General features: G+C 26.3%; 18 protein-coding genes and 1 riboswitch. Of the genes, 1 reads left to right on the top strand and 17 read right to left on the bottom strand.

The features are described 5' to 3' along the window. Positions 1-211: 211 nt before the first annotated feature. The 13 genes from CP523_RS14160 to CP523_RS14100 form a co-directional block, all read right to left on the bottom strand. Entirely contained in the window at positions 212-811 is a 600-nt protein-coding gene (locus CP523_RS14160) for a TetR/AcrR family transcriptional regulator (RefSeq protein ID WP_066678477.1), read from the bottom strand. Between the two features lie 89 nt (positions 812-900). Then, entirely contained in the window at positions 901-1,767 is an 867-nt protein-coding gene (locus tag CP523_RS14155) for a DegV family protein (protein WP_066678475.1), read from the bottom strand. A gap of 122 nt (positions 1,768-1,889) precedes the next feature. Continuing rightward, complete coding sequence (locus CP523_RS14150) at positions 1,890-3,119, bottom strand: transglutaminase domain-containing protein (protein ID WP_120140981.1); 1,230 nt, start codon at positions 3,117-3,119, stop codon at positions 1,890-1,892. 125 nt (positions 3,120-3,244) lie between these two features. Next, positions 3,245-3,607, bottom strand: coding sequence for a DUF3221 domain-containing protein (locus tag CP523_RS14145; protein ID WP_066678472.1), 363 nt, complete (start codon positions 3,605-3,607; stop codon positions 3,245-3,247). Positions 3,608-3,689: 82 nt separating this feature from the next. Beyond that, on the bottom strand, positions 3,690-4,301 hold the full coding sequence (locus CP523_RS14140; RefSeq protein WP_066678470.1) for a DNA-3-methyladenine glycosylase: 612 nt from the start codon (positions 4,299-4,301) through the stop codon (positions 3,690-3,692). A 114-nt stretch (positions 4,302-4,415) separates the two neighbouring features. Beyond that, a complete protein-coding gene (locus CP523_RS14135; protein WP_066678468.1) occupies positions 4,416-4,640 on the bottom strand; it encodes a hypothetical protein in 225 nt (74 codons plus the stop codon). Positions 4,641-4,784: 144 nt separating this feature from the next. Then, positions 4,785-8,543, bottom strand: coding sequence for an Ig-like domain-containing protein (locus CP523_RS14130; RefSeq protein WP_120140980.1), 3,759 nt, complete (start codon positions 8,541-8,543; stop codon positions 4,785-4,787). 166 nt (positions 8,544-8,709) lie between these two features. After that, a complete protein-coding gene (gene ribH, locus CP523_RS14125) occupies positions 8,710-9,174 on the bottom strand; it encodes a 6,7-dimethyl-8-ribityllumazine synthase (protein ID WP_066678464.1) in 465 nt (154 codons plus the stop codon). A gap of 45 nt (positions 9,175-9,219) precedes the next feature. After that, positions 9,220-10,419, bottom strand: a complete 1,200-nt coding sequence (locus CP523_RS14120; RefSeq protein ID WP_066678462.1) for a bifunctional 3,4-dihydroxy-2-butanone-4-phosphate synthase/GTP cyclohydrolase II — start codon at positions 10,417-10,419, stop codon at positions 9,220-9,222. Between the two features lie 54 nt (positions 10,420-10,473). Then, entirely contained in the window at positions 10,474-11,124 is a 651-nt protein-coding gene (locus CP523_RS14115) for a riboflavin synthase (RefSeq protein WP_066678460.1), read from the bottom strand. 24 nt (positions 11,125-11,148) lie between these two features. Then, positions 11,149-12,249 (bottom strand): bifunctional diaminohydroxyphosphoribosylaminopyrimidine deaminase/5-amino-6-(5-phosphoribosylamino)uracil reductase RibD, encoded by a 1,101-nt coding sequence (ribD, locus tag CP523_RS14110; protein WP_120140979.1) that lies wholly within the window; start codon positions 12,247-12,249, stop codon positions 11,149-11,151. Positions 12,250-12,426: 177 nt separating this feature from the next. After that, positions 12,427-12,543: riboswitch (FMN riboswitch) on the bottom strand. Positions 12,544-12,618: 75 nt separating this feature from the next. After that, on the bottom strand, positions 12,619-13,587 hold the full coding sequence (locus tag CP523_RS14105) for an aromatic acid exporter family protein (RefSeq protein ID WP_120140978.1): 969 nt from the start codon (positions 13,585-13,587) through the stop codon (positions 12,619-12,621). A gap of 24 nt (positions 13,588-13,611) precedes the next feature. Next, positions 13,612-14,490 (bottom strand): radical SAM/SPASM domain-containing protein, encoded by an 879-nt coding sequence (locus tag CP523_RS14100; RefSeq protein ID WP_120140977.1) that lies wholly within the window; start codon positions 14,488-14,490, stop codon positions 13,612-13,614. Between the two features lie 367 nt (positions 14,491-14,857). Here CP523_RS14100 and CP523_RS14095 point away from each other — a divergent pair, with 367 nt between their 5' ends. Continuing rightward, the gene (locus tag CP523_RS14095) at positions 14,858-15,391 is read left to right on the top strand and encodes a J domain-containing protein (protein WP_120140976.1); all 534 of its coding nucleotides are present in this window, start codon (positions 14,858-14,860) and stop codon (positions 15,389-15,391) included. A gap of 54 nt (positions 15,392-15,445) precedes the next feature. Here the strand turns inward: CP523_RS14095 and CP523_RS14090 are convergent, their stop codons facing one another. From CP523_RS14090 to CP523_RS14075, 4 genes are all read right to left on the bottom strand, one after another. Further along, positions 15,446-16,552: a M20/M25/M40 family metallo-hydrolase gene (locus tag CP523_RS14090; RefSeq protein WP_120140975.1), complete on the bottom strand. Its 1,107-nt coding sequence runs from the start codon at positions 16,550-16,552 to the stop codon at positions 15,446-15,448. A gap of 104 nt (positions 16,553-16,656) precedes the next feature. Then, complete coding sequence (locus tag CP523_RS14085; protein ID WP_120140974.1) at positions 16,657-18,699, bottom strand: 5'-nucleotidase C-terminal domain-containing protein; 2,043 nt, start codon at positions 18,697-18,699, stop codon at positions 16,657-16,659. A 287-nt stretch (positions 18,700-18,986) separates the two neighbouring features. Further along, positions 18,987-20,993 (bottom strand): PAS domain-containing sensor histidine kinase, encoded by a 2,007-nt coding sequence (locus CP523_RS14080; protein WP_120140973.1) that lies wholly within the window; start codon positions 20,991-20,993, stop codon positions 18,987-18,989. A 201-nt stretch (positions 20,994-21,194) separates the two neighbouring features. Then, positions 21,195-22,346: a YibE/F family protein gene (locus CP523_RS14075; RefSeq protein ID WP_205687154.1), complete on the bottom strand. Its 1,152-nt coding sequence runs from the start codon at positions 22,344-22,346 to the stop codon at positions 21,195-21,197. Positions 22,347-22,407: the final 61 nt, after the last annotated feature.

Raw genomic sequence — 22,407 nt, 5'->3', positions numbered from 1 at the left:
TCTCAAAATTGACTGTTGGTCATTTGTATATTTTTACCTTAACACATTTATGACCATTGGTCAATATTTCCTTTTATATTTTTATATGGAATATATTCCTGAATTATTCTTTTTTTAATATATAAAATTAAAAAGTCAATGAATATTAATGGTTAAAACATTAATTTCCATTGACTTTATATTAATTAATATTATGTTTTAAATAATAAAGTTAAGCTCTTCCTGCAGCTAAGATAGCTAAAATACTTTCATAAAGATGTGGTTTAAACTCCTCTATCCCCACTGGTTGTCCATAAAGTATTGAGCTATAACAAGTTGAGCCAACCATTTCTATAATAGTAAATAAAAGAACTTCTGGATTTTTAAATTTAATACTTTTCTCATTAGCATTTTCCATAAATAAATCATAATAACTATAAGCATTACCTTGTCTTGATCTATCCAATGCCTTTTTATATATTCCCCAAGATAAGTTACGAGCAATCATTCTTAAAAGAAGCTTATCTTTATTTAGTTCATCTATTACATAATTGATTACAAAAATTACTTGCTCATCAAACTGAGTTATATTTTTACTTTTTAAGCTTAAAATTGCTCTTTCAAAAAGCTCTCCTGTTTTATTAGTAATTAATTTATCTCTTATATCATACTTATCCTTGAAATATAAATAAAAAGTTCCTTTAGCTACTCCTGCTGATTTTACAATATCGCTTATAGCGGTATTATTTATACCTTTAGTTGAAAATAAATTGAAAGCTGTATTAAATAAAATTTCCTCTTTTTTTCTCTTTTTCTCTTCCACTTTACTCATAATATTCACGCTCCTAAGAATAGGATAAAAACTATTCTACTACTTGTCAAATAAGATTATTCCTAGAAGTATTTATATAGCTATTATTTTTATCTACTTTCTCCTATAAAAAATAAAGCAACTGTTCCTGGTCCTGAATGAGATCCAACAGCAGGTCCAATATTATTTATAATTACATCTTTTACTTTTTTATTACTTAAAATAATATCCTTCAAATGAATAGCCTCATCTTCGCAATCTCCATGGCTTATAAAGATAACTTGCTCTTCGGAATTAACAATATTCTCATTTAATTTTTCTGCTAATGTTTTTAATGATTTTTTTCTTCCCTTTACCTTTAAAACTGGAATTAATCTTCCCTCATTATCAACATGTAAAATAGGCTTTATATTTAACATGGTTCCAAGTGTTGCTGCTGCTGCTGATACTCTTCCCCCTCGCTTTAAATGATTTAAATCATTTACTGTAAACCAATGATTCACTTTAAGCTTGTTATCTTCTATCCACTTAACAGCTTCATCTTTACTTAATCCACTATTAATTAAATTCCATAAAGTATATACCAAAAGTCCTAATCCTAAAGAAGCACTTTTAGAATCTACTATACTTATGTCAACATCTCCTATTTCTTCCTCCAACATTTCTTTTGCTAATTTAGCACTATTTACACATCCACTTAATGCAGATGAAAAACCAAGATATATAACAGAATCACCATTATCAATATGCTTTTTAAATGCTTCTTTAAAAACATAAGAATTTATTTGTGACGTTGTAGGTAACTCTCCTGTTCTTATCATTTCATAAAATTCTTTAGGTTTCATAGTTTGACCTAAGTCATCTGGTATATCTTGCCCCTTTAAATTTATTCTTATAGGTAAAACCTCTATATTATTTTCTTCAACAAACTTTATTGGTAAATCACAACAAGAGTCCGTAATAATTACTGTTCTCATATTTTATACCGCTCCTTTAAATAAATATACTTTACTTTATTAAATAATTTAGATGAAATTTAATATTTAATGATATACATTTTCATTTTTAATTATACATCCTAACTATTATTTTTTAAAGTTTATTTAATACCCTTTATTTCAAAATCAAATTTAAAATGTTTTTTACTAATGTCTTCAAAATTTACTCCTTCACATATTTTTATATGCTTGTTAGTTATTCCAAAGTATCCTTTATTAACATCTATAGGTATACAAATTTGTGTTTCTACTGGAATCCATCCTACCTTTTCTATAAATATTTCTGCCCAAGTATGATAACAATCATTAGAAATTTTACCTAAAATAAATTTTGCTGGAATATTAAGACGCCTAACTATAGCTATAAATATGTTAGTACTTTGAATACAATTATCTTCATCTTTTAACACTGATTTAATGTCATTTTTATTATCTTTAGAATTAAACATTTCTTCTGCCACTTTTTTACTAAAATTCATTGTTCTTGTATAGTTTAATACTTTCTCTATCATCTTATATTTTTCTTTTTCAAAAAAACTTAAACTATTAACTAATCTATTTAATTTCTCACTATCTATATCTTTAATTCTTAGGTTTACAATATATTTACTCAAATCATAAATATCCAACTCTTGTTGTATAATTAATGGATGTGTCTGTAAATTTATTTCATAATAAGGTTTCTTTTTATATATATGAGTAACAGATTGATGTGATGAATTTAATAACTTTAAATCCACATTTTTAGCCTTTATTGAATATTCCCTTTTTGACAAATATTCTGACCTAATAAGACTATTTCTTAATTTTTTAATTTTCTCTAATATTATGTCTTCTACATTATCTAAATTTAAATTTTCCGTATCTATATGCTCTTTAAATTCTATATGTTTAAACGCTTCCACACAATTAAGAGTTTCATTAAAACACCTTGTTCCAGGTTTATCTCCTCTTTTTAATAGCCTTTTATGAATAGTTTCTATTGATGCTGTTAAACAAAAATGATATACTTCACTATCAATTAAAGATAATCCGTGATATATATGATTAAAATATTTATGATTTCTTAATGTAATAGGTATTATTAAATTTTTTTTATATTTATTAATAAGCTCTTTTGCTATATTAATCACAAGTTTTTTCCATAAATCCAAATCTTGAAAGCTTTCAGCTTTTTCCTCATAATTTATTATTTCGTCTGGTATAATATTTCTTAACATAAAGCCTATTTCTTCCGGATTATACATCATACTATTAGGAATATTTTTAACTAGTCTCTTAGCAACTGATGTTTTTCCTACTCCAAAAGCACCATTTATTATTACTATCAAGAAATCTTCCTCCTATATTTTTATATTTAGTAATATTTTACTATATTTTACAGGTTTATTCTATAAAAATAAAAAGAACATTTTGCGATAAAGAAAATTTAATCTCAAAATGTTCCTAATATTGCTTATTTTTTTGAAATATATACTCTTTTAGCTGTTGCTTGTGGAGGTATGGATTTAGTCATGGCATCATTTAGCCTAACATAAACTTTATCCCCTTTTTCAAACTCAATCTTTTCCTTAGTATCATTAGATGAATCCATAACTACAGTTTCTTCATTTATCAAAACTAATACTTGTTCTTTTAGAATTTCACCTCCTTTTAGATATCCATCTACTAATATTTTAATAATATTTTCCCCTTCAGCTTTTTGAACTTCAATAATTTCTCCTATCATTACTGGGGATCTAGGTGGTTTTGCATATACTGGTACTACCCCTATAATCATAAAAAGTAAAAAACCTAAAATTAGTCTTTTTATTTTCATGGTTTATCCTCCTTAATATTTAAATTTTATAATAGTTTTTTATTATTGCTATCCAAATATACATAGCTATATTTCCCATAAACTACTTTACTGATACATAAGGATTATCTTTAATGTAAAATCTCCACAAAAAATCTACTGCCTCCTCTGCATAATCAATCCCTACCCTCTTTGTTTCTACTATATCAAAATTATTATAACTAGAATTTTCTATGTATAATCCTCCATCTAAATATAACTTTTTATAATTTTCAGCTTTAGTTATATTTAAAGCCATACAAAGCTTCGATGGTCCATTAGTTAAAGCTTTCTTTTGACTTCTACTTAAACTTTTATAGTCTTTTTTAAACCTAGTATTAGATAAATATTCTAAATTATCTAATGGCTCAATAGCTCTAATTAAAACTCCCTCTGCAATGTCTTTTTCACCTGAAATTACGTTAAAACAATGATATAATCCATATATAAAATATACATATGCTATTCCTCCCTCTTCATATAAAGGTTCGGTTCTTTCTGTTCTCCTACCGTTATATGCATGGCTTGCTTTGTCTATAGCTCCAATATATGCCTCTGTTTCAACTATTCTACCTCTTATTTCTATACCGTCAATTTTCCTTACTAGTACTTTTCCTAAAAGATCTTTTGCAACTTCAAGAGCATTTCTTTTATAAAATTCTTTATTTAATATCATATTAATCACCACTTAAATACTTTTATATTATAAATTATAAACAAATTTATAAATTTAATACTAAACTAAAATAAATAGAAAATCCACAGCATTTAAGCTGTGGATTTCCCATTATTAATTATTCCATTCTATTATTAATATTTTAACTTCGTCTTGTTTAAGTTCAACTCTATATCCATCTAATATAAGCCATGTAATAAGTTCCTTTTCAATTTTGTCTTTCTCAGCATCTTCTAGCATAAATATAGCTGATATTTTATTTACTCCTATGCTTTTTCCATATTCTATATTTTTTAATATCTTTTCTTTTTGCTCATTAACTCTTTCTTGCCATCCCATTTTCTAATCCCACCATTTCCATTATTATCTATATAGTTATATGATAGAATTGAATAGATTATGCTATTTTATGTTATTATAATTTATTATTTATCCTAGCTCAAAGTAACTTAAAACATTATTACATTTCATTTTAACAATCTCTTAATTTGAATAATATTCTCCCCAATCAGCTAATTTCTTTACTTCAGGAGCATTATTAGGAGTTCTATCGCCATCTTTAAATGGAGCCATCCAAACATCTATCGCTCCTTCTTTTCTCTTAGATTTTACTATAATTTTTTTTATTCCTGTATTTTGATTTTGTCCTGATGGATTTATTGACTCTTTATAAGGTTTAGCCTCTACTACTTCAAACTCTAAATTTCCTTTTGTAAGAAGTTTAACATATAATCTATTGTCTCCATCTTTTAATATAACAGCTTTACCATTTTCAACAATATCAGCATCTGCCTTTGTATGCATTTGCCAAATAACTTCGCCTTCTCGTTTTAATAAGAACTCATCTCTCATTAATAGCTCATTTCTATTTATAAAATTAAATCCTCTATTTACCTTTACTGCATAATTTTCATATGCTGAAGTTAAATCTAATACACCATATCCTCCATCTTTTCCATTAAGTTTTTTATCAATTACTTCTGAATATGCTGGAACTACTTGATTTATCTCTTTTGAAGGATTTATTACTAAAGTATTATGACCTTCTGCATTTTTTCTATAGTATGACCATCTCTTACCATTTTCGGTATTTTCCCAATATCCTTGTAAATTATAATTTTCCTTACCTAAATCCATTGCCCATCTTACACCTAGTGAATCGTATACAAAGCTACCTATATCTAAATCCCCATGTGGTGCTCCATTTAATCCACCTTTAAAACCTAAGAAACTACTTTCTTTATTACCCCAATCTTTTCTCATTGTTATTACAGATTGATTTTTATACATTTTGTCTAATTCCTTAGGGGCATCACCTTTATATAAGTTTGGATCATACCATAATAAATCATATACATTAACTATTGAATCTACTTGATCCATATAAAATTTATGATACCAAGTTAATTCTGGTCTATTTAATTCCTTTGCAAACCATAAATTTAAATATCCAACAGGATTTACTAAATCATTATCTGAATAATTATATGTTCCTGCTTTCCCTGTCATAAACATAGGATATTCAGCTGTTTCTTTTATTCCTGGTGCATTTATAAATAAATTATTACTGTTAATAGCTGAGCTTACAGCTGATAAGAAATATACAAGATATCTAGTTCCATAATCCCAATATGAAATTCCCTCAATGGAATCACCTTCTGGTGCATATTGTGGAAGCCCATGTTGTATTGACTTAAATGCTTCTTGTATTATTTGTGATGCAAGATCTGTGCTATTCCCTCCCATTATTGCTAAAGCTGAAGTAGAAAATCCTGTATTACACACAAAATTCCAATTAAATCCATCTTCAACAAAACGATGGTCATTTTTTTTATAATGATCTAATGCAATATTTAGAGCCTTATTAACTATTGCATCTTCTATACTCTTCTTTTGAGAATCATTTAAATAATCATATAACCAATCATAACCTATAGCTACACCATTAGATGTCATAGCTGTATCTAATAAATGTTTATGGCTCCAATCTGGATAGTTGATTGCAACATTTTCAAGTTCACTCCAAGCTCTATCTGCATACTTTGTATCCCCTGTAATTTTATACATAAATGATAAATCAACTATATATTTCGATGCCAAAGTATTTAATCTTACTCCATCTGGTTTATTATATGGAACTACTGGTTCATTAATAATTTTATCTATTCTAGATTTTAATTCTCCATACCATTCTTTAGCATTTACATCTGTATTTATTAATTTTTTTATTCTATTAAAATCAGATTGATTAGCTAAAATCCTAGGATGTTCAGTTTTAACAGTTGCTTTTATATTGTTAATTGAAGGTGAAACAAATATTGTTCCTTCTGCTGTTGTTTCATTTCCAGAATTATCACTTGCTATAATAGTTATGTAATCGTATCCATTAAAATTATTATTAGGTTTATATACATAAACTCCATTTGAAATATTAAATTGTCCATTTGCAGTTGATTTTAATATTTTAAAAGTTAGGGAACTACCCTCAGGATCTATTGCATTTAATGCCCCATTAATATTAACGTTTTCATTAGTCTTTATGATAAAGTTTTCAAATACAGGACTCTTATCTATTTTATCTATATTAACATTTATTTGATCTAAAGCATAATTACCACTTTCATCTTTAACTGCTATACTAAAGCTATCCTTACCATAAAAATTTTTATTTGGATAATAATCAAATTCTCCTGTATCTTTTAAATTAATAGATCCATTTGATGGATTTGCTAATACTTTATACGTAAGCATTTCTCCATTTACAGATTTTGCTTTTATTTTACCACTTGCAACTTGTCCTTCTTTTATATTTATATCATTTATATTATCAATGCTAATTTCTGATGTATCTCCAACAATTACTGGTATTTCCAATTTAATTTTTTCACTCTTTTGAGTAATTACTAATTTAGCTACTCCTTTATTTACTCCTCTAATATTACCAATGTCACTAACTGCCATAATTGAATCGTCTGATGATTCAAAAGTAACATTTTTATCAGTGGTATTTGCTGGATTAAATTCTAAACTTAAACTTTTTTCTTCTCCATCATTTAAATTAATTATAGAAGGATTTGCTTCTATACTTTTTACCTTAATATATTTTTCAACAACAGTATTATCAACCCAAACAGTTCCAATACTATCATCATATAAATACTCAAAAACTATGCTTCCTAATGTTTCCTTTGGTAAATCGATAATATATTCGAAATTTCTCCAATCCATATCCCTATCGGCATCTATAGTTATAGTTCCCATAGGCTCTATTTTATTTCCATTAGTATCTTTATACTGTAATCTTAAACTTAAACCTTTACCTTCAAACCCTGTTGTTTTGATCCATTGAGAAATTTTAATTGATTGTTTTTGCATATCTGCTGGAATATTTTTAATTATTTGATTTAATGTACCCCTTGAGTTTTTTCCTAAAGTTTCATTTTCTATTTTTACAGAAGAATTACCTTCTTTTAAAATGCTATTATCTGATGAAACTAATAATCCTCCAGTGCTTTTCCACACTCCCCAAGATTCTGGTACTCCATCACTCTTTATTTTTTCATATCCTCCATTTTTAACTAAACTATCAACTGGATTTACAGGATTATTTGGTTGTGTAATACTTATATCACCTATAGCCTTTAATACAGGATCGTTAAAATATACTTTACCTGTAGTATTAGCTGATATATAATTTTCAATTTTTAAACCATAAACCTCTTCTCCATTTAACTCCTTTGGAATATCTATGTAAGTCTCTAATTTAGTCCAATCTGTTGTTTCTGTTAACTTAGGATTTAAATCTAATATGTCAATTTTCTGATTACTTTTATTTACTATTTGTAATCTAACATTTGCTGTACCACCTTTTAAATTTTCTGTTTTAACCCATTGAGAAAACGTATACTTTTTATCTAATAGATCTTGCGTTAATTTTACAGTTTGATGAACAATAACATTATTTTTATCTTGATTTGTAATATGTACTAATAAGCTACTAGGCTTGTCTTTAATTATGTTAGTCACAGTAGAAGATATGTAATTCCCTCCTTTTGCATAATAATTCCATTCCTCTGGTGTGCCATCATTATTACTATCACTGTACTCACTATTTGTAATAATATTTACTGATTTTTTAGTTTCTGCTAACACATTTACTACTGGTAAAAAGAAATTCACTAAAAATACTACTACCATACTAGAAACTAAAAATTTTAAAAAGTGTTTTGACTTTTTTCTCATATTATATCCTCCTTAAATAAATTAATTCAAATCGGTTTACTAAACTGTAAAAGTTAACCTTTATCTGAATTATATAATATAATTATATATAATACAATAATAAAAGTTAACGTTTTCAATATGTTTTTTTAGAAAGTGAATTCAAAAAGAATTCACTTTCCTTCTCTTATTTAAATTTACCTAATAAATTAGACATTTCTATAGCTGATACTGCCGCATCAAATCCCTTATTTCCAGATTTAGTTCCAGCTCTTTCGATAGCTTGCTCTATATTTTCTGTAGTTATTACTCCAAATATCACTGGTATTTCTGTCTCTAAACCAATATTGGCAACTCCTTTTGAAACCTCAGAACAAACATAATCATAATGACTTGTGGTTCCCCTTATAACTGCTCCTAAGCATACTACAGCATCATAATTTTTACTTTGTGCCAATTTTTTTGCAACTAATGGTATTTCAAATGCACCAGGCACCCAAGTTACTGTAATACTATCCTCATCTACACCATGTCTTTTAAAAGCATCTATAGCTCCACTAACTAATTTAGATACTATAAACTCATTAAATCTTGCCGCTACAATTGCATATCTTTTCCCTTTCCCTATTAAATCCCCTTCAATTATCCTCATAATAATAATCTCCTTCAAAATTAAATTAATTTATAAAAATTTTATTTATAACTTAAGTAAATGTTCCATTTTTTCCTTCTTAGTTTTTAAATAAAATATATTATCTTTGTTACTTTCAATTTCAATTGGTACTCTTTCAACAATATTTAAACCATATCCCTCTAACCCTGAAATTTTTTTAGGATTATTAGTCATTAACCTTATTTTTTTAACTCCTAATAATTTTAATATTTGAGCTCCTATTCCATAATCTCTAAGATCCTCTGGAAATCCTAATTTTAAATTTGCTTCGACTGTATCAAATCCTTCATCTTGAAGCTTATATGCTTTTAACTTATTTATTAATCCTATCCCTCTTCCTTCTTGTCTCATATAAAGAAGAATTCCACTTCCTTCATTACTTATTTGCTTCATAGCCCTATCAAATTGTTCGCCACAATCACATCTTTTAGAACCAAAAACATCTCCTGTTAAACATTCAGAATGAACTCTTAATAAAACCGAATCATTCTCTTTAATATCCCCTTTAACTAAAGCTACATGATGCTCTCCATTAAGTCTGTTTACAAAACCAATAGCTAAAAATTCACCATATTTTGTTGGCATTTTAGTTTCTACCATCTTTTCAACTAAAATCTCCCTTTTACTTCTATAAGCTATTAAATCTTTAATAGTTATAACTCCTATACCATGTTCTTTAGAAAATTCTAATAATTCTGAAGTTCTTGCCATAGTTCCATCATCTTTAATTATTTCACATATAACTCCAACTTCTTTTAGTCCTGCTAGTTTAGCTAGATCTAAAGAGGCCTCTGTATGACCTGCTCTCTTTAAAACTCCACCTTGTTTACCTATTAAAGGGAAAATATGCCCTGGCCTTCTGAAATCATTTGGCTTACTATTATTTTTTACTATATTTTGAATTGTAGTAGCTCTTTCAAAGGCTGATATTCCTGTACTAGTTTCTTTATAATCTATAGATACAGTAAATGCTGTTTCATGATTATCTGTATTATTTTCAACCATTGGAGTTAACTCTAAATTACTTGCTATTTCCTGGCTTATTGGCATACAAATCAACCCTTTACCATGTGTAGCCATAAAATTTATATCCGCTCCAGTAACCATTTCACCCGCCATTACTAGGTCTCCTTCATTTTCTCTATCTTCATCGTCTATAACTATGATCATTTTTCCTAATTTAATATTTTTTATAGCCTTTTCTATTGTCATAAATTTACTCATATATTTGGGAAAATAAATTCCCACTCACCACCTTTCAATAAATAAAAAAATCTCTTACATAAATCCATTTTCACTTAAAAACCCTTTTGAAATCTTAGAACTTTCCTCATTAATATCTTTACAAAAATATAGCTTTTCTAAATATTTAGCTAAGATATCGCATTCAATATTGACTTTTTCACCTATAGCTTTTCTAAGTAGTGTAGTTTCATTTTGACTATGAGGAATTAATGAAATCTCAAAAGTTTCACCTTTAAGTCTAGCTATTGTTAAACTTATTCCATCAATAGCTATAGATCCTTTATAAACCATATATTTGCTTGTTTCTTTTGTAGCCTTTAAAGTTATCCATGTAGTTTTATCCTCTCTTCGAAAATTAATTATTTCAGCCATAGAATCAATATGTCCACTTACAATATGTCCATTAAACCTGTCATTAACTTTCATAGCTCTCTCTAAATTTACTTTTGAACCTATATCTAAGTATGTCAGATTACTTTTATCTAAAGTTTCTTTCATTATATAAGCTGAAAAAAAATCCTTTTCTTTAGCAATTAAAGTTAAACATACTCCATTAGTGGAAATACTATCTCCTATATCTACATCCTCTAAAACTTTCTTACACTTTATAGACACTTTATATGATTTATCATTTTTTTCTAAAAACTTAACTTCTCCAATTTCTTCAATAATCCCAGTAAACATTGAATCCTCCAAAATATAAATTAATTAACCAATAAAATTTCCTATAACTAATAAGTCTTCATTAAAACTTCTAATCTCTTGAAATTTTAAATTATATGACTCCTTTACTTCTTTAATCCCTAGACCTTCAACTGGGGTTAATGCTTTTTCACCTCCAAATATTTTTGGTGCTATAAATGTATATACTTTATTTACTAATCCCTCTTCTAAAAATGAATAGTTTAAGTTCCCTCCGCCCTCTACAAGAATGGAATCTACATTTCTTTCTCCTAACTTTTTCATTACTTCCTTTAAATTTACTTGTCCATTTTTATCATTTACTTCTATAACTTCAATACCATTACTTTTAAGTACAATTTTCTTATTTTTATCAGCTAATCTAGTAGTAAATATTAAAGTTTTTGAACTACTTTGATTCTTCAAAACAAGAGACTCTATTGGTATTTTTAATGAACTATCTAAGACTACTCTAAAATGATTACTTAAATACTCATTTATATCATCACCTCTATATCTCAAATCTGGATTATCCTTTAATATTGTATTTATTCCTACCATAATACCTTTATATTTTTTTCTTAAACTATGGACAAACTCTCTAGATTTCTCATTAGTAATCCACCTAGATTTATGTTTAGCTGTAGCTATTTTCCCATCAATTGTCATAGCCCACTTTAATGCTATAAAAGGCTGTTTATTTATAATATAGTGATTAAATATTTCATTTAATCTTTGACACTTCTCTTCTAAAACTCCTACAACTACTTCTACACCTTCTTCTTTAAGAAACTTAACCCCTTTTCCTTTTACTAACGGATTAAAGTCTAATGTTCCTACTACAACTTTTTTAATTTTATGTCTTTTTATTGCCTCTACGCATGGTGGTGTTTTCCCATAATGACAACAAGGCTCTAAAGTTACATACATAATTGCTCCTGCTAAATCTTCATTTGTATTATTTATTGCATTAATTTCAGCATGTTCCTTCCCAAATATCTTATGGTATCCTCCTCCAATAACTTTTCCATTCTTTACAATTACAGCTCCAACTAAGGGATTAGGATTTACATAACCTTCTCCTTTTTTAGCTAATTCTAAAGCTCTGCTCATAAAAATCTCATCCATAATTATTCCCCCTAAAAACTAAATAAGAGCCTTGAAAACAAATGCTTCAAGGCTCTAAAATTAAACTATTATCTATACAATCTTTTATAAAAATTATATTTTGTTTTTATAAAAATAGAAGCTCTGAACCTAAAAAGTTCAGAGCAAATAATCCTATAAATAATCATAGTTTCAAATTTATTTCTTCTTTCATCCAGACTATACTGTCGGCTTCGGAGTTTCACCGAATCATGCTAAAACTAGCTCGCGGGCTTTACCGCCGGTAGGGATTTCCACCCTGCCCTGAAGAAAATTATTAACTTTTACAAATTTATCTTACCTCTATAAGGTTAATTTGTCAATATTTTCTTTTTCATTAGTAGTAAATATTTAACTCTCTTCAGATAGATAGCTTTTAGCAAAGTTTCTTTTTATTTCTAAGAACTCTTCAATATCATTTAAAAGTTGTAATAGCTGTGATCTATTTTCAAATTCTTCTCTTGTTTTTGGTAAATCCATTTTTTTAAATTCATTTCTAAGAATTATTAACTTTCTAAGTAATTCTTTACAATCATTTGTTTCTTTTATATTTTTAGCTACTTCCTTTATAAAGTTAGACATTATAGTAGTTTGCTTAAAAGACATATAAAACTTATCAAAATGCAATCTCATTCTCTTTATAGTATCATATTGATTTATTCTCATATTTATATAATCTGTATAATAAGAATTAGTTTTTAAGAATTTATTATTTACAATCTTATAAACAGTATATTTACTATCTGTTAATTTTTCTTCTATTTCATCCATTAATTTTCCTTCATCAACATCTACAGTATGAGTAACTAATGATTTTGACATCTTAAATAGTATAATTCTAAAAGCTTCTTCTATATAATCTTTATCCTCTTTAAATTTATCTTCTAATGATGGCATAAAAAGATTAGCAATAGCTGCTGTTCCTATTCCTATTAACATAATTAATAATTCATTTACAATCCAATAAAGATTTATATTTTCTGCTATTAATAAGTGTGTTGATAAAACTACTGTAGCTATCATTCCTTCTTCTATTTTCAACTTAGATGTTAGAGGTATAAATATTATTAAAAATATTCCAAAAACCATTGGACTTTGCCCTAATAATTTGTAAAGAACAACTGATACCATTAAACCTATTAAACATGCTAGAATTCTATTTCTGCTTACTATCAATGCCTTTTTTCTAGTATCTTGGATACTTAAAATAGCTATAACTGCTGCTACTGGTGCAAAATTCAACTTTAATAAACCTGCTAAGGCTAAAGCTACTGTTGCTGATATTGACATTTTAAATGTTAAATTATAAACATACTTCACTTACTATCCCCCATTTTATATGTATTATTTCTTAACTTTATATCTCTTAGCATATCCACATTTTTTACATAAATCTTCTACTGCTTTCCTTTTTGAAAAACCCTCATAAATTTTTATTGCTCTATCAGAATTTATTATTTTTTCCATAGAACTATTAAAAATATTACCTAAAGGTATATTGCCCTCACTATCAAGGCAACATGGTACCACTGTTCCATCTACTAATATTCCTATTTGATCTCTTAATCCATAGCAAAAAACCTCTTCTTCCTCTTCTAACAAATTAATATTAGGCCAATTGAATTTTTCAGCTGTATTAAGATATAAATTTTTTCTAAGCTTTATCCCTAATTTATCTTTTAAAGATTCCTTTATACTTATATTTAAATTTAATTTTTCTTCTAATAGTCTAAATATACAATTATTTAAACTATTACTTGCTTTCATTTCTACTGTGTCCATATTCCACAATCTTAATGAACATATTATATTACTTTTTTCGTTAGCTTCATTAATAAAATTAATTATATTCTCAAGGTATTCATTAAAATTAACATCTTGATCATTAGCTTCAAAACTATGTAATGAAATATTAACTTGTCTTAAAGCTTTTGACTTTAATAAAATTTCTTTAACATTATTAATTAAAGTTCCATTAGTTGTTATATTAACCTTTAAATCATTTTTATAGCTTATATCTAGAAACTTTTCTAAATTAGAATTTAAAAATGGTTCTCCCATTAAATGCAAATATATATAATTCGTATATGGTTTTACTTCTTTTATTATATGTAAAAATTCATTTTCATTCATAAACTTATACTTTCTTTTTGTCTTCGGACAAAAATTACAACTTAAATTGCATATATTAGTAGTTTCTATATATACTTTTTTAAACCTCATATATTTCTCCTTTGATTCTGATTTAATAATTACTAACTTACCACAATATATAATTATTTGCCACTATTTTTATATTGTTATTATTATCTGAACATTTTTACCAATAATTTTTTATTGCATTTATTTATTGCTCATGGTATTATATACTAGCAGTTGGTACGAAAAGTGCTGATTACCTGTAGAGCTTGGTTTGTCCTTCGCCGGATGCCAAGCTCTACTTTATTAAAATATAAAATACTTTTTTGCCTAATTTAAAAGTTGGTTTCAATTATGAAACCGACTTTTATTTTAATTAATTAGAATAATATTTAATTCTTTAAATATATTTAAAATAGGTATTATAAATTATTTAAGGAGTGAATTTAAATTGGATCCATATAAAGTATTAGGAGTTCAACCTGGCGCATCTAGTGATGACATTAAAAATGCTTATAATAATATTCTTGCAAATTATAATGTAAACATGAATAATTTATCTATTAATAATTCTACTGAAAAAGCTTTAACAGATGCTAATATAGCTTATGATTTATTAATCAACGGAAATCTTTATAAGGAAATAAGAAATTTAATTGAGCACAACAACTTTGTTTTAGCTGAATCTAAATTAAATCTAATCGATCATAGGAACTCTGCTGAATGGAACTATCTTCAAGGATTTATTTCTCTAAAAAAGGGCTGGTTTGATACTGCTGTAAATCATATAAAAGCAGCTACTGATTTAGATCCTGAAAATCCTGAATATAAGGATAGCTTAATAACTTTACAATCAAGAGCTAATGAAATTATGAATGTTTATAAACAAAATAATCCTAAGACAAACCCTCCTGGTGGTAACAATAATATGGGCGGGTGCCCTGGTGGCAACACTGGTGGCGGTGGAAATGGTGGTATGTGTTAATACTAGAATTTCTATAAAAAATAAGGGTAGAACAATTCTACCCTTATTTTTTTGTTAAGCCTTAGAAAGCTCAACAATTAATCTTGACAATATTTCTAAATCCTCTATTTTCATATGTTCTTCCAATGTATGAGGCTTTCTTTCTCCACTTGATAGATTAACTGCTTTTAATCCATTTCCATTAAATACATTAGTATCGCTACCACCACCTGTAGATTTTGTTTTTCCTTCTATTCCTATGGCTTTTAAAGCATTCTTAGCTTTAATTACTATTTCATCATCCTCATTAATTACAAATTGTCCAAACAATCTATTTACAGTTATTTCAACTTTTCCTCCAAACTTTTCAGCAGCCTTTTCAAAAGTTTCTATCATATGAGCTGTTTGTTTTTCAAGACTTTCAATTACTGTACTTCTTGTTTCTGCTTCTATAATAACTTCTGGACATACAATATTAGTTGCAACTCCACCATTTATCTTTCCTATATTTGCAGTTGTATTTTCATCTATTCTTAGCAATTTCATATTTGATATTGCTTCTGAAGCTATTTGAATTGCACTTATACCATCTTCTGGTGATACTCCTGCATGAGCTGATTTACCAGTTATTTTAACTAGTAACTTATCTTGAGCAGGTCCTTTAATAACTATAGTTCCTATATCTCCACTAGTATCAAAAATAAATGCATTTTTAGACTCAATCTTAGAGTAATCTAAATTTTTAGCACCATATATACCAACCTCTTCTGCTACAGTAAATACTATTTCTATATTAGGATGTTTAATATTATTTTCTTTAATAACTGTTAATGCTTCTATAATTGCTGCAATTCCACCTTTATCATCTCCACCAAGAACAGTAGTTCCATCTGAGTAAATAATATCATCTTTTATAATTGGCTTTATATTAGTGCATGGTGTAACTGTATCCATATGGCATGCAAATAAAATAGGTTCTCCTTCCACATTTCCTTTTAATTTAGCAATTAAATTCCCTGTATCTGATTTTACAACTTCACAAGCCTTATCAAATTCTACTTCTAACCCTAATTTTTCTAAATCTTTTGCAAGTCTTTTAGCAAAAGCTCCTTCTTTATAACTTTCTGAATCAATTTGAACATACTCTAAAAATCTTTTTACAACTCTATCTCTATTTATCATATGTAATCCCTCCATAATAATAAGTTTAAATATAATTATAACATACAAAAATAAAAATATTACTGAAATTAGAAATCTCAGCAATATTTTTAATAACCTTTACACTATGATACTTTTTTCTTCTTAGTTAAGTAACTGCCAATAGTTACTGCAATAAATCCTGATAATTCTAGTACTCCTCCAAATGGAGCTCCTGTATTAGGAAGTTTGGAGCCAACACTATGATTCTTAACTTCAGAATTTTTGTTATTTATTATAGTTTCTTTATTTTCCTTTTCATTTATTACTGTATCATTTTTATTATTATCTGTATCTGAAACTACTTCTTCCTTAGTATCATCTACTCCAGCCACTAATACATTTTTTTCTTTAGGATTTATACCTTCATTCTTCCAAAGATCCTTTATTTCATCTCTCATTACTAAATTAGTATTACATACATTTTTAGCTTTTGAAAAATCATAATTATCTCCACCAATTGCCATAAAATCATTTGTTACAACCTTATAGTATCTATCTTTTTCTATTTTGGTTCCATCTTCTAATCTTACTGATGTTATTCTTTTTCCTTCTTCATTTTCTGGTGTATACCAAACTTTCACTCCTGAAAATTGTCCCCATCCTCTTTTTTTAGGATCTATTCCATAATCTATTATTTTAATAATATCTTCACCTTTAAGCTCCATAGTTACTAAAGTATTATCAAAAGGAAGAACTGTATATAAATCTCCCATTGTAACTATACCTTTATTTATAGGTGCTCTTAATCCACCTCCATTAGTTATAGCAATGTCTGAACCAGTAATTTTCTTCATTGCATCACATACTGTAATCCCTAATAGAGTTACTCCATTATATTTATTATTAGTTAAATCTACCTCTAAATCTGATATCTTTTCTCCTAAAATAACTTCTAAATCCTTTTCATAATCTTTAACCATAGTTTGTACTTTTTCATTTTCTTTAATATCATCTTTTCTCTTATATACTTCATCATAACTACTTTCAACTGATATTAACTTACCTTCTGGATCAAATGTAAAACTTAATTTACCTAATCCTCTACCATTGCATCCACCTTCTGCAATTTTAACTCCATTAACTGTACCAGCTGTAAATCTATGATCATGAGCTGCTACAATTGCATCTACCATTCCTTTTTCAACAGATTTAGCAATGTCTACTGATTCACCTTTTAATTCTCCATTTTCAAACTTTGCTCCCATATGTGTAATTACAACTACAGCATTAACATGTTCTTCATCTCTTAAAAATTTACCATATTTATTTACTTCTTCTACACCACTAGTAAATTTATAATCTACTACATTTGTTGGCTTTGTAGTATATAAAGTATCTGGTGTTGCTAAACCAATTAACCCAATTTTAATTCCATTTCTTTCTACAACTAGATATGGCTTTGCAAAAGAAGCAATATCATTTGTTTTTTTATCTATTAAATTAGCAGCTAAAAATTGAAATCCACCATCTTGTGACCACTTTTCAAAATTTCCTGTTCCCCAATCAAACTCATGATTTCCTACAGCTGATGCTATTAAACCTATTTCTTTTGCAAATTTATTTATAGGTTCTCCTAATTTTAAATTTGACATTGCACTTCCTTGATACATGTCTCCACCTGAAACAATGAAGCTATTATATATTTCATTATTCTTATTTGTATATTTCTTTATCTCTGTTGCTAATTTAGCTACACCAGGATTTTTCTTTGTTTCTTGTACACTTCCATGTATATCATTAAAGCTTATTATATCTATTTTCTTATTTATTCCTCTTACTAACTCATCTAAATCATCCACTGATAATTGCTTTTTTATTTCTTCCCATGTAATAGTATCTTGTCCATTACTTAACTTTATTTTTCCTATGTTTAATAAACCTACTACTTTATTTTTTAACTCTTTATTATCTTCATATCCTAAAATCTTTATACTATCATAATCTTTATCTTTAGCAATCGTTTTCTTGTCAAGTAAATTATTATCATTCGATATATTAGATGTTTCAATTGCTTGTTCATCCATAGCGTAAACTTTTTCATAATTTATTGGAATTATTAATCCTAAAATTAATGTTAATGTAGTTAAAAATGCTATAAAATTCTTTTTACTAGTTTTTCTCCACATATATTTCTCCCCTATCCATAATAAAAAGTAAATGAACTTTTGTTAACAATAAATCCAATTTAATTTTAATTTATTTTTTTACTTTTTTCAATGTTTTTGTTAATAAAATGTATTTTTTACAGTATAATTTTATTAAAAATAAAATTATACTGTAAATTTTCTTTCTATTATTCTATCATTCTTTTATTTAAATAATATATTTAAAGTAAAAATGTTATAAAAAAAGAGTATTTTCTTAAAATTAAGAAAATACTCTTAAATAAACTAATTCTTTTTATATATAGAAACTATTGCATTAACTCATATATATCTGAAAATTCTATGGAAACCGTATCTATTATTGGTTTAGAACTTTTTTCTATAAAATCGTTATTAATTTCATCATTTAATTCTAACTTTTTATTAGGCAATTTTATTATAAATTCACTTCCCACACTTACATTATCATCTAAATAAATTTCACCATCTTGTAGTTCTACTAATGCCTTAACTAAAGCTAATCCTATTCCACTACCTTCATTAGCTCTTGTAAAAGATTTATCTATTTGAACAAATCTATCAAATATAACATGTTTTAACTCTGATGGAATACCTACTCCATCGTCTTTAACCTTTATAGTTACCCAATTCTCATCTGAGTCAATATATACTAATATATTTCCACCATCATCTGTAAATTTAACGGCATTTGAAAGAAGATTTAAAATTATTCTTTCTATATATTCTGGACTACATTTAATAATTAATTCCTCAATTGTTGTATCAAAAATTATATTTATATTTTTACTTTTTACATAAGGTATAGTTGATAATGATATTTCCTCTACTAAACTTACTATATCATAATTTATAAGCTTAGCTTTTATAAATCCTGAATCTATTTTAGTTATATCTACTAAATTATTTATAAGCCTTAGCATCCTAAAACAATTTTGTTTTATTGTTTTATCATATTTTCTATAAATTTCTCCTAGATCTTTGTCATTTGTATTTTTATATGTATCAAAAATTTGAACACATGAATATATAATATTTATTGGGGTTTTAAATTCATGAGATAAATTAGCAAAGAATTGACTTCTTATATTTTCAACTTCTTTTATTTCATTGTATTTTTTCTCTAAATTTTCCAACTCTTCTCTAAAACTACAATCCCTTGCAACTATTATCTTAGATAATTTCCTCTTCTTTTCCTCAGTAATATTACTTATTATACTTTCTACCGATAAATGGTCACCATTTTTTGATTTCCATATTTGTTCTTTTAAAATTATATTTTCATCATCATTACCTATTACATTCTTTTCTGAATATATAAAGTCTTTAAGTTTTTTACCATATAATTCTTCTCTTTCACACCCCAATTTATTTAATGCTATATTATTAGCATATGTTATATTTCCTAGGCAATCTTCTGTAATAATTAAATCTTTTATATTTTCAGTAATTGTTAAAAGCATTTTTTGATTATTCTGTAATTCTTCTGTTAACTTTTCACTTTCCTTTATTTTATTTATTGTTTCTATAAATAATCCAATTAATAATATTATAAATCCTACAAAGGCTAAACCAGCTCTATAGGCAAAAATATCCTTAATATTTATATTAATAGATTCAAATACATTAATTCTTCTCATATTAAATATACTTAAACTCGAAATTATTATAGTATAAATAAATTGATTTCTTTCTAAACATTTTTTAGCTAGTAATACAAGTAATATATAATAATATACTACTATTACATCGTTAAATAATAGTATATTTTCATATAATAATTTGTTATTTATATTATAATATATAGCCAGTTCACCTATAATACTTAAAATCGTTATTATTATTGTTGCTAAAACAGAAATCCCTTTTCTCTTTAAAATTACTTTTACAACTTTGCTATTATTAAAAACGGCTAAAGTTAATAAAATTGCTCTAAATATAAATGGAAGAATTATAGAACTAAATTTTAATATATTTTCTTCATATAACCCTCTTATTAAAATGTTTATTAAAATATATTCTATAGTTATACTTATATAACTCAAGTTTAATATAAAAAACTCGTTACTTTTATACATATAATAATATACGGAACAACACGCTATTGATATTATTCCTAACACATAATTTGTGCTATTTATACTTTGCGACTTCCCCAATCCATATATTGGAAGTAAATCTAAAAATAAAATATCTACTATTATTATAAGTAAAAATATTATAGTTCCAATTAAAACATCCTTAATTAATCTCTTTCTAGAATTATTTTTTTCATCTTCATATAAATTAAATATCATATTATAATTCCTATCTTTTATTTTTTATCTATCAAATAACATATTATCATAATATCAGCCATTATTGTTCATTTTTTCTTCACTATATTTCACCATTCATCGACTATATTAAGGTATTTTAATAATTATTTTTTTAATAAAAGAAGCATTAGTCATAAAAATAATAACAAATGCTTCTTTATTATAATGTTCTATTTTCTATTAATATAAATTCATTTTTTCTTTCTTAGATAAATACGAAGAAATTATTGCTGTTATAGGAACTGTTAATATTATACCTATGCTTCCTGCCAATCCCTGAATAATTTCAGTTCCTAATACATCTAAGTTTAATAATCTATTAGCTGTCATATTAGATGAGTATATTAAAATAAGTGTATTTAAAGATCCTCCAGCAAAAGCCAATATTAAAGTATTAGACATAGTTCCTATTATATCTCTTCCTATATTCATTCCACTTTTAAATAAACCTTTAATATTTATTTCTTTGTTTATTGAATTTATTTCAAATACAGATGAAGATATAGACATTGCAACGTCCATAACAGCTCCTAAAGATGCAACTAATATTCCAGCAAACATTATTCCATTAATCTTTAAACCTGTAGTTTCAGCTATATACATTATACTTTCTGCCTCTTCCATATTAATTCCTGAAAGGTAAGACATATAGCCGAATACATACGCTAATATGCCAGCTATTAACACTCCAAATAAAGTTCCTAAGATAGCTGAGAAACTTTTCTTATTTATACCTGAAACTAATAGTAATGTTACTGTTATACTTATAATTGCAATTACTATAGCTGATATTATTGGATTTATTCCTCTAAGCATTAAAGGTAACATTAAAAATACTACACATATCATAGTGAATAATAAAGATATAATAGATTTTAATCCTTTAAAACCTCCTACTAATAGTATTATTATAAAAAATAATAATACTAAAATTCCTAATGTATTGCTTCTTTTATATCCAATTATAGTAACATCTTTCAAGCTTCCATCCATAAAGTACATACCTGCTATTATTTTACTACCTTCTTCAACCTTAAAATTATATAACCTGCTGACATTATTAGTTATATTATATTCATTTCCCTTATAGGGACCATCTAATATTTTTAAAGTTACATTTTGATATCCCAATTCTATATCTTCTATGTACTTATCTACTTGAAGTTTTTCTTCTAAAACTTCCTTTACTTCTGCTTTATAATATTCAACACCTTTATTTAATTTATCATTTAAAAATCCGTTATTAAATATACTACTGGATGCAAAAATAATTACTACACTTAATATTACAGTAATTAAAATTGATATAATATCTTGCCTATAGTCTTTTATATTTATCAAAGGTATCACTCCTTAATTATATTCTTTATCTTTTGTAAACTAAAAGGCTATT

Origin of the sequence: Clostridium septicum, from assembly GCF_003606265.1 — a bacterium.
Taxonomy (GTDB): Bacteria; Bacillota; Clostridia; order Clostridiales; family Clostridiaceae; genus Clostridium; species Clostridium septicum.
The sequence above is the reverse complement of the archived record's forward strand: the minus strand, read 5'-3'. Positions and strand labels throughout refer to the sequence as shown.

Coding starts and splice junctions, on each gene's coding strand:
- CP523_RS14160 (WP_066678477.1), bottom strand. CDS start 811: ATGAGTAAAGTGGAAGAGAAAAAGAGAAAAAAAGAGGAAATTTTATTT.
- CP523_RS14155 (WP_066678475.1), bottom strand. CDS start 1,767: ATGAGAACAGTAATTATTACGGACTCTTGTTGTGATTTACCAATAAAG.
- CP523_RS14145 (WP_066678472.1), bottom strand. CDS start 3,607: ATGAAAATAAAAAGACTAATTTTAGGTTTTTTACTTTTTATGATTATA.
- CP523_RS14140 (WP_066678470.1), bottom strand. CDS start 4,301: ATGATATTAAATAAAGAATTTTATAAAAGAAATGCTCTTGAAGTTGCA.
- CP523_RS14135 (WP_066678468.1), bottom strand. CDS start 4,640: ATGGGATGGCAAGAAAGAGTTAATGAGCAAAAAGAAAAGATATTAAAA.
- CP523_RS14130 (WP_120140980.1), bottom strand. CDS start 8,543: ATGAGAAAAAAGTCAAAACACTTTTTAAAATTTTTAGTTTCTAGTATG.
- ribH (WP_066678464.1), bottom strand. CDS start 9,174: ATGAGGATAATTGAAGGGGATTTAATAGGGAAAGGGAAAAGATATGCA.
- CP523_RS14120 (WP_066678462.1), bottom strand. CDS start 10,419: ATGAGTAAATTTATGACAATAGAAAAGGCTATAAAAAATATTAAATTA.
- CP523_RS14115 (WP_066678460.1), bottom strand. CDS start 11,124: ATGTTTACTGGGATTATTGAAGAAATTGGAGAAGTTAAGTTTTTAGAA.
- ribD (WP_120140979.1), bottom strand. CDS start 12,249: ATGGATGAGATTTTTATGAGCAGAGCTTTAGAATTAGCTAAAAAAGGA.
- CP523_RS14100 (WP_120140977.1), bottom strand. CDS start 14,490: ATGAGGTTTAAAAAAGTATATATAGAAACTACTAATATATGCAATTTA.
- CP523_RS14090 (WP_120140975.1), bottom strand. CDS start 16,552: ATGATAAATAGAGATAGAGTTGTAAAAAGATTTTTAGAGTATGTTCAA.
- CP523_RS14085 (WP_120140974.1), bottom strand. CDS start 18,699: ATGTGGAGAAAAACTAGTAAAAAGAATTTTATAGCATTTTTAACTACA.
- CP523_RS14080 (WP_120140973.1), bottom strand. CDS start 20,993: ATGATATTTAATTTATATGAAGATGAAAAAAATAATTCTAGAAAGAGA.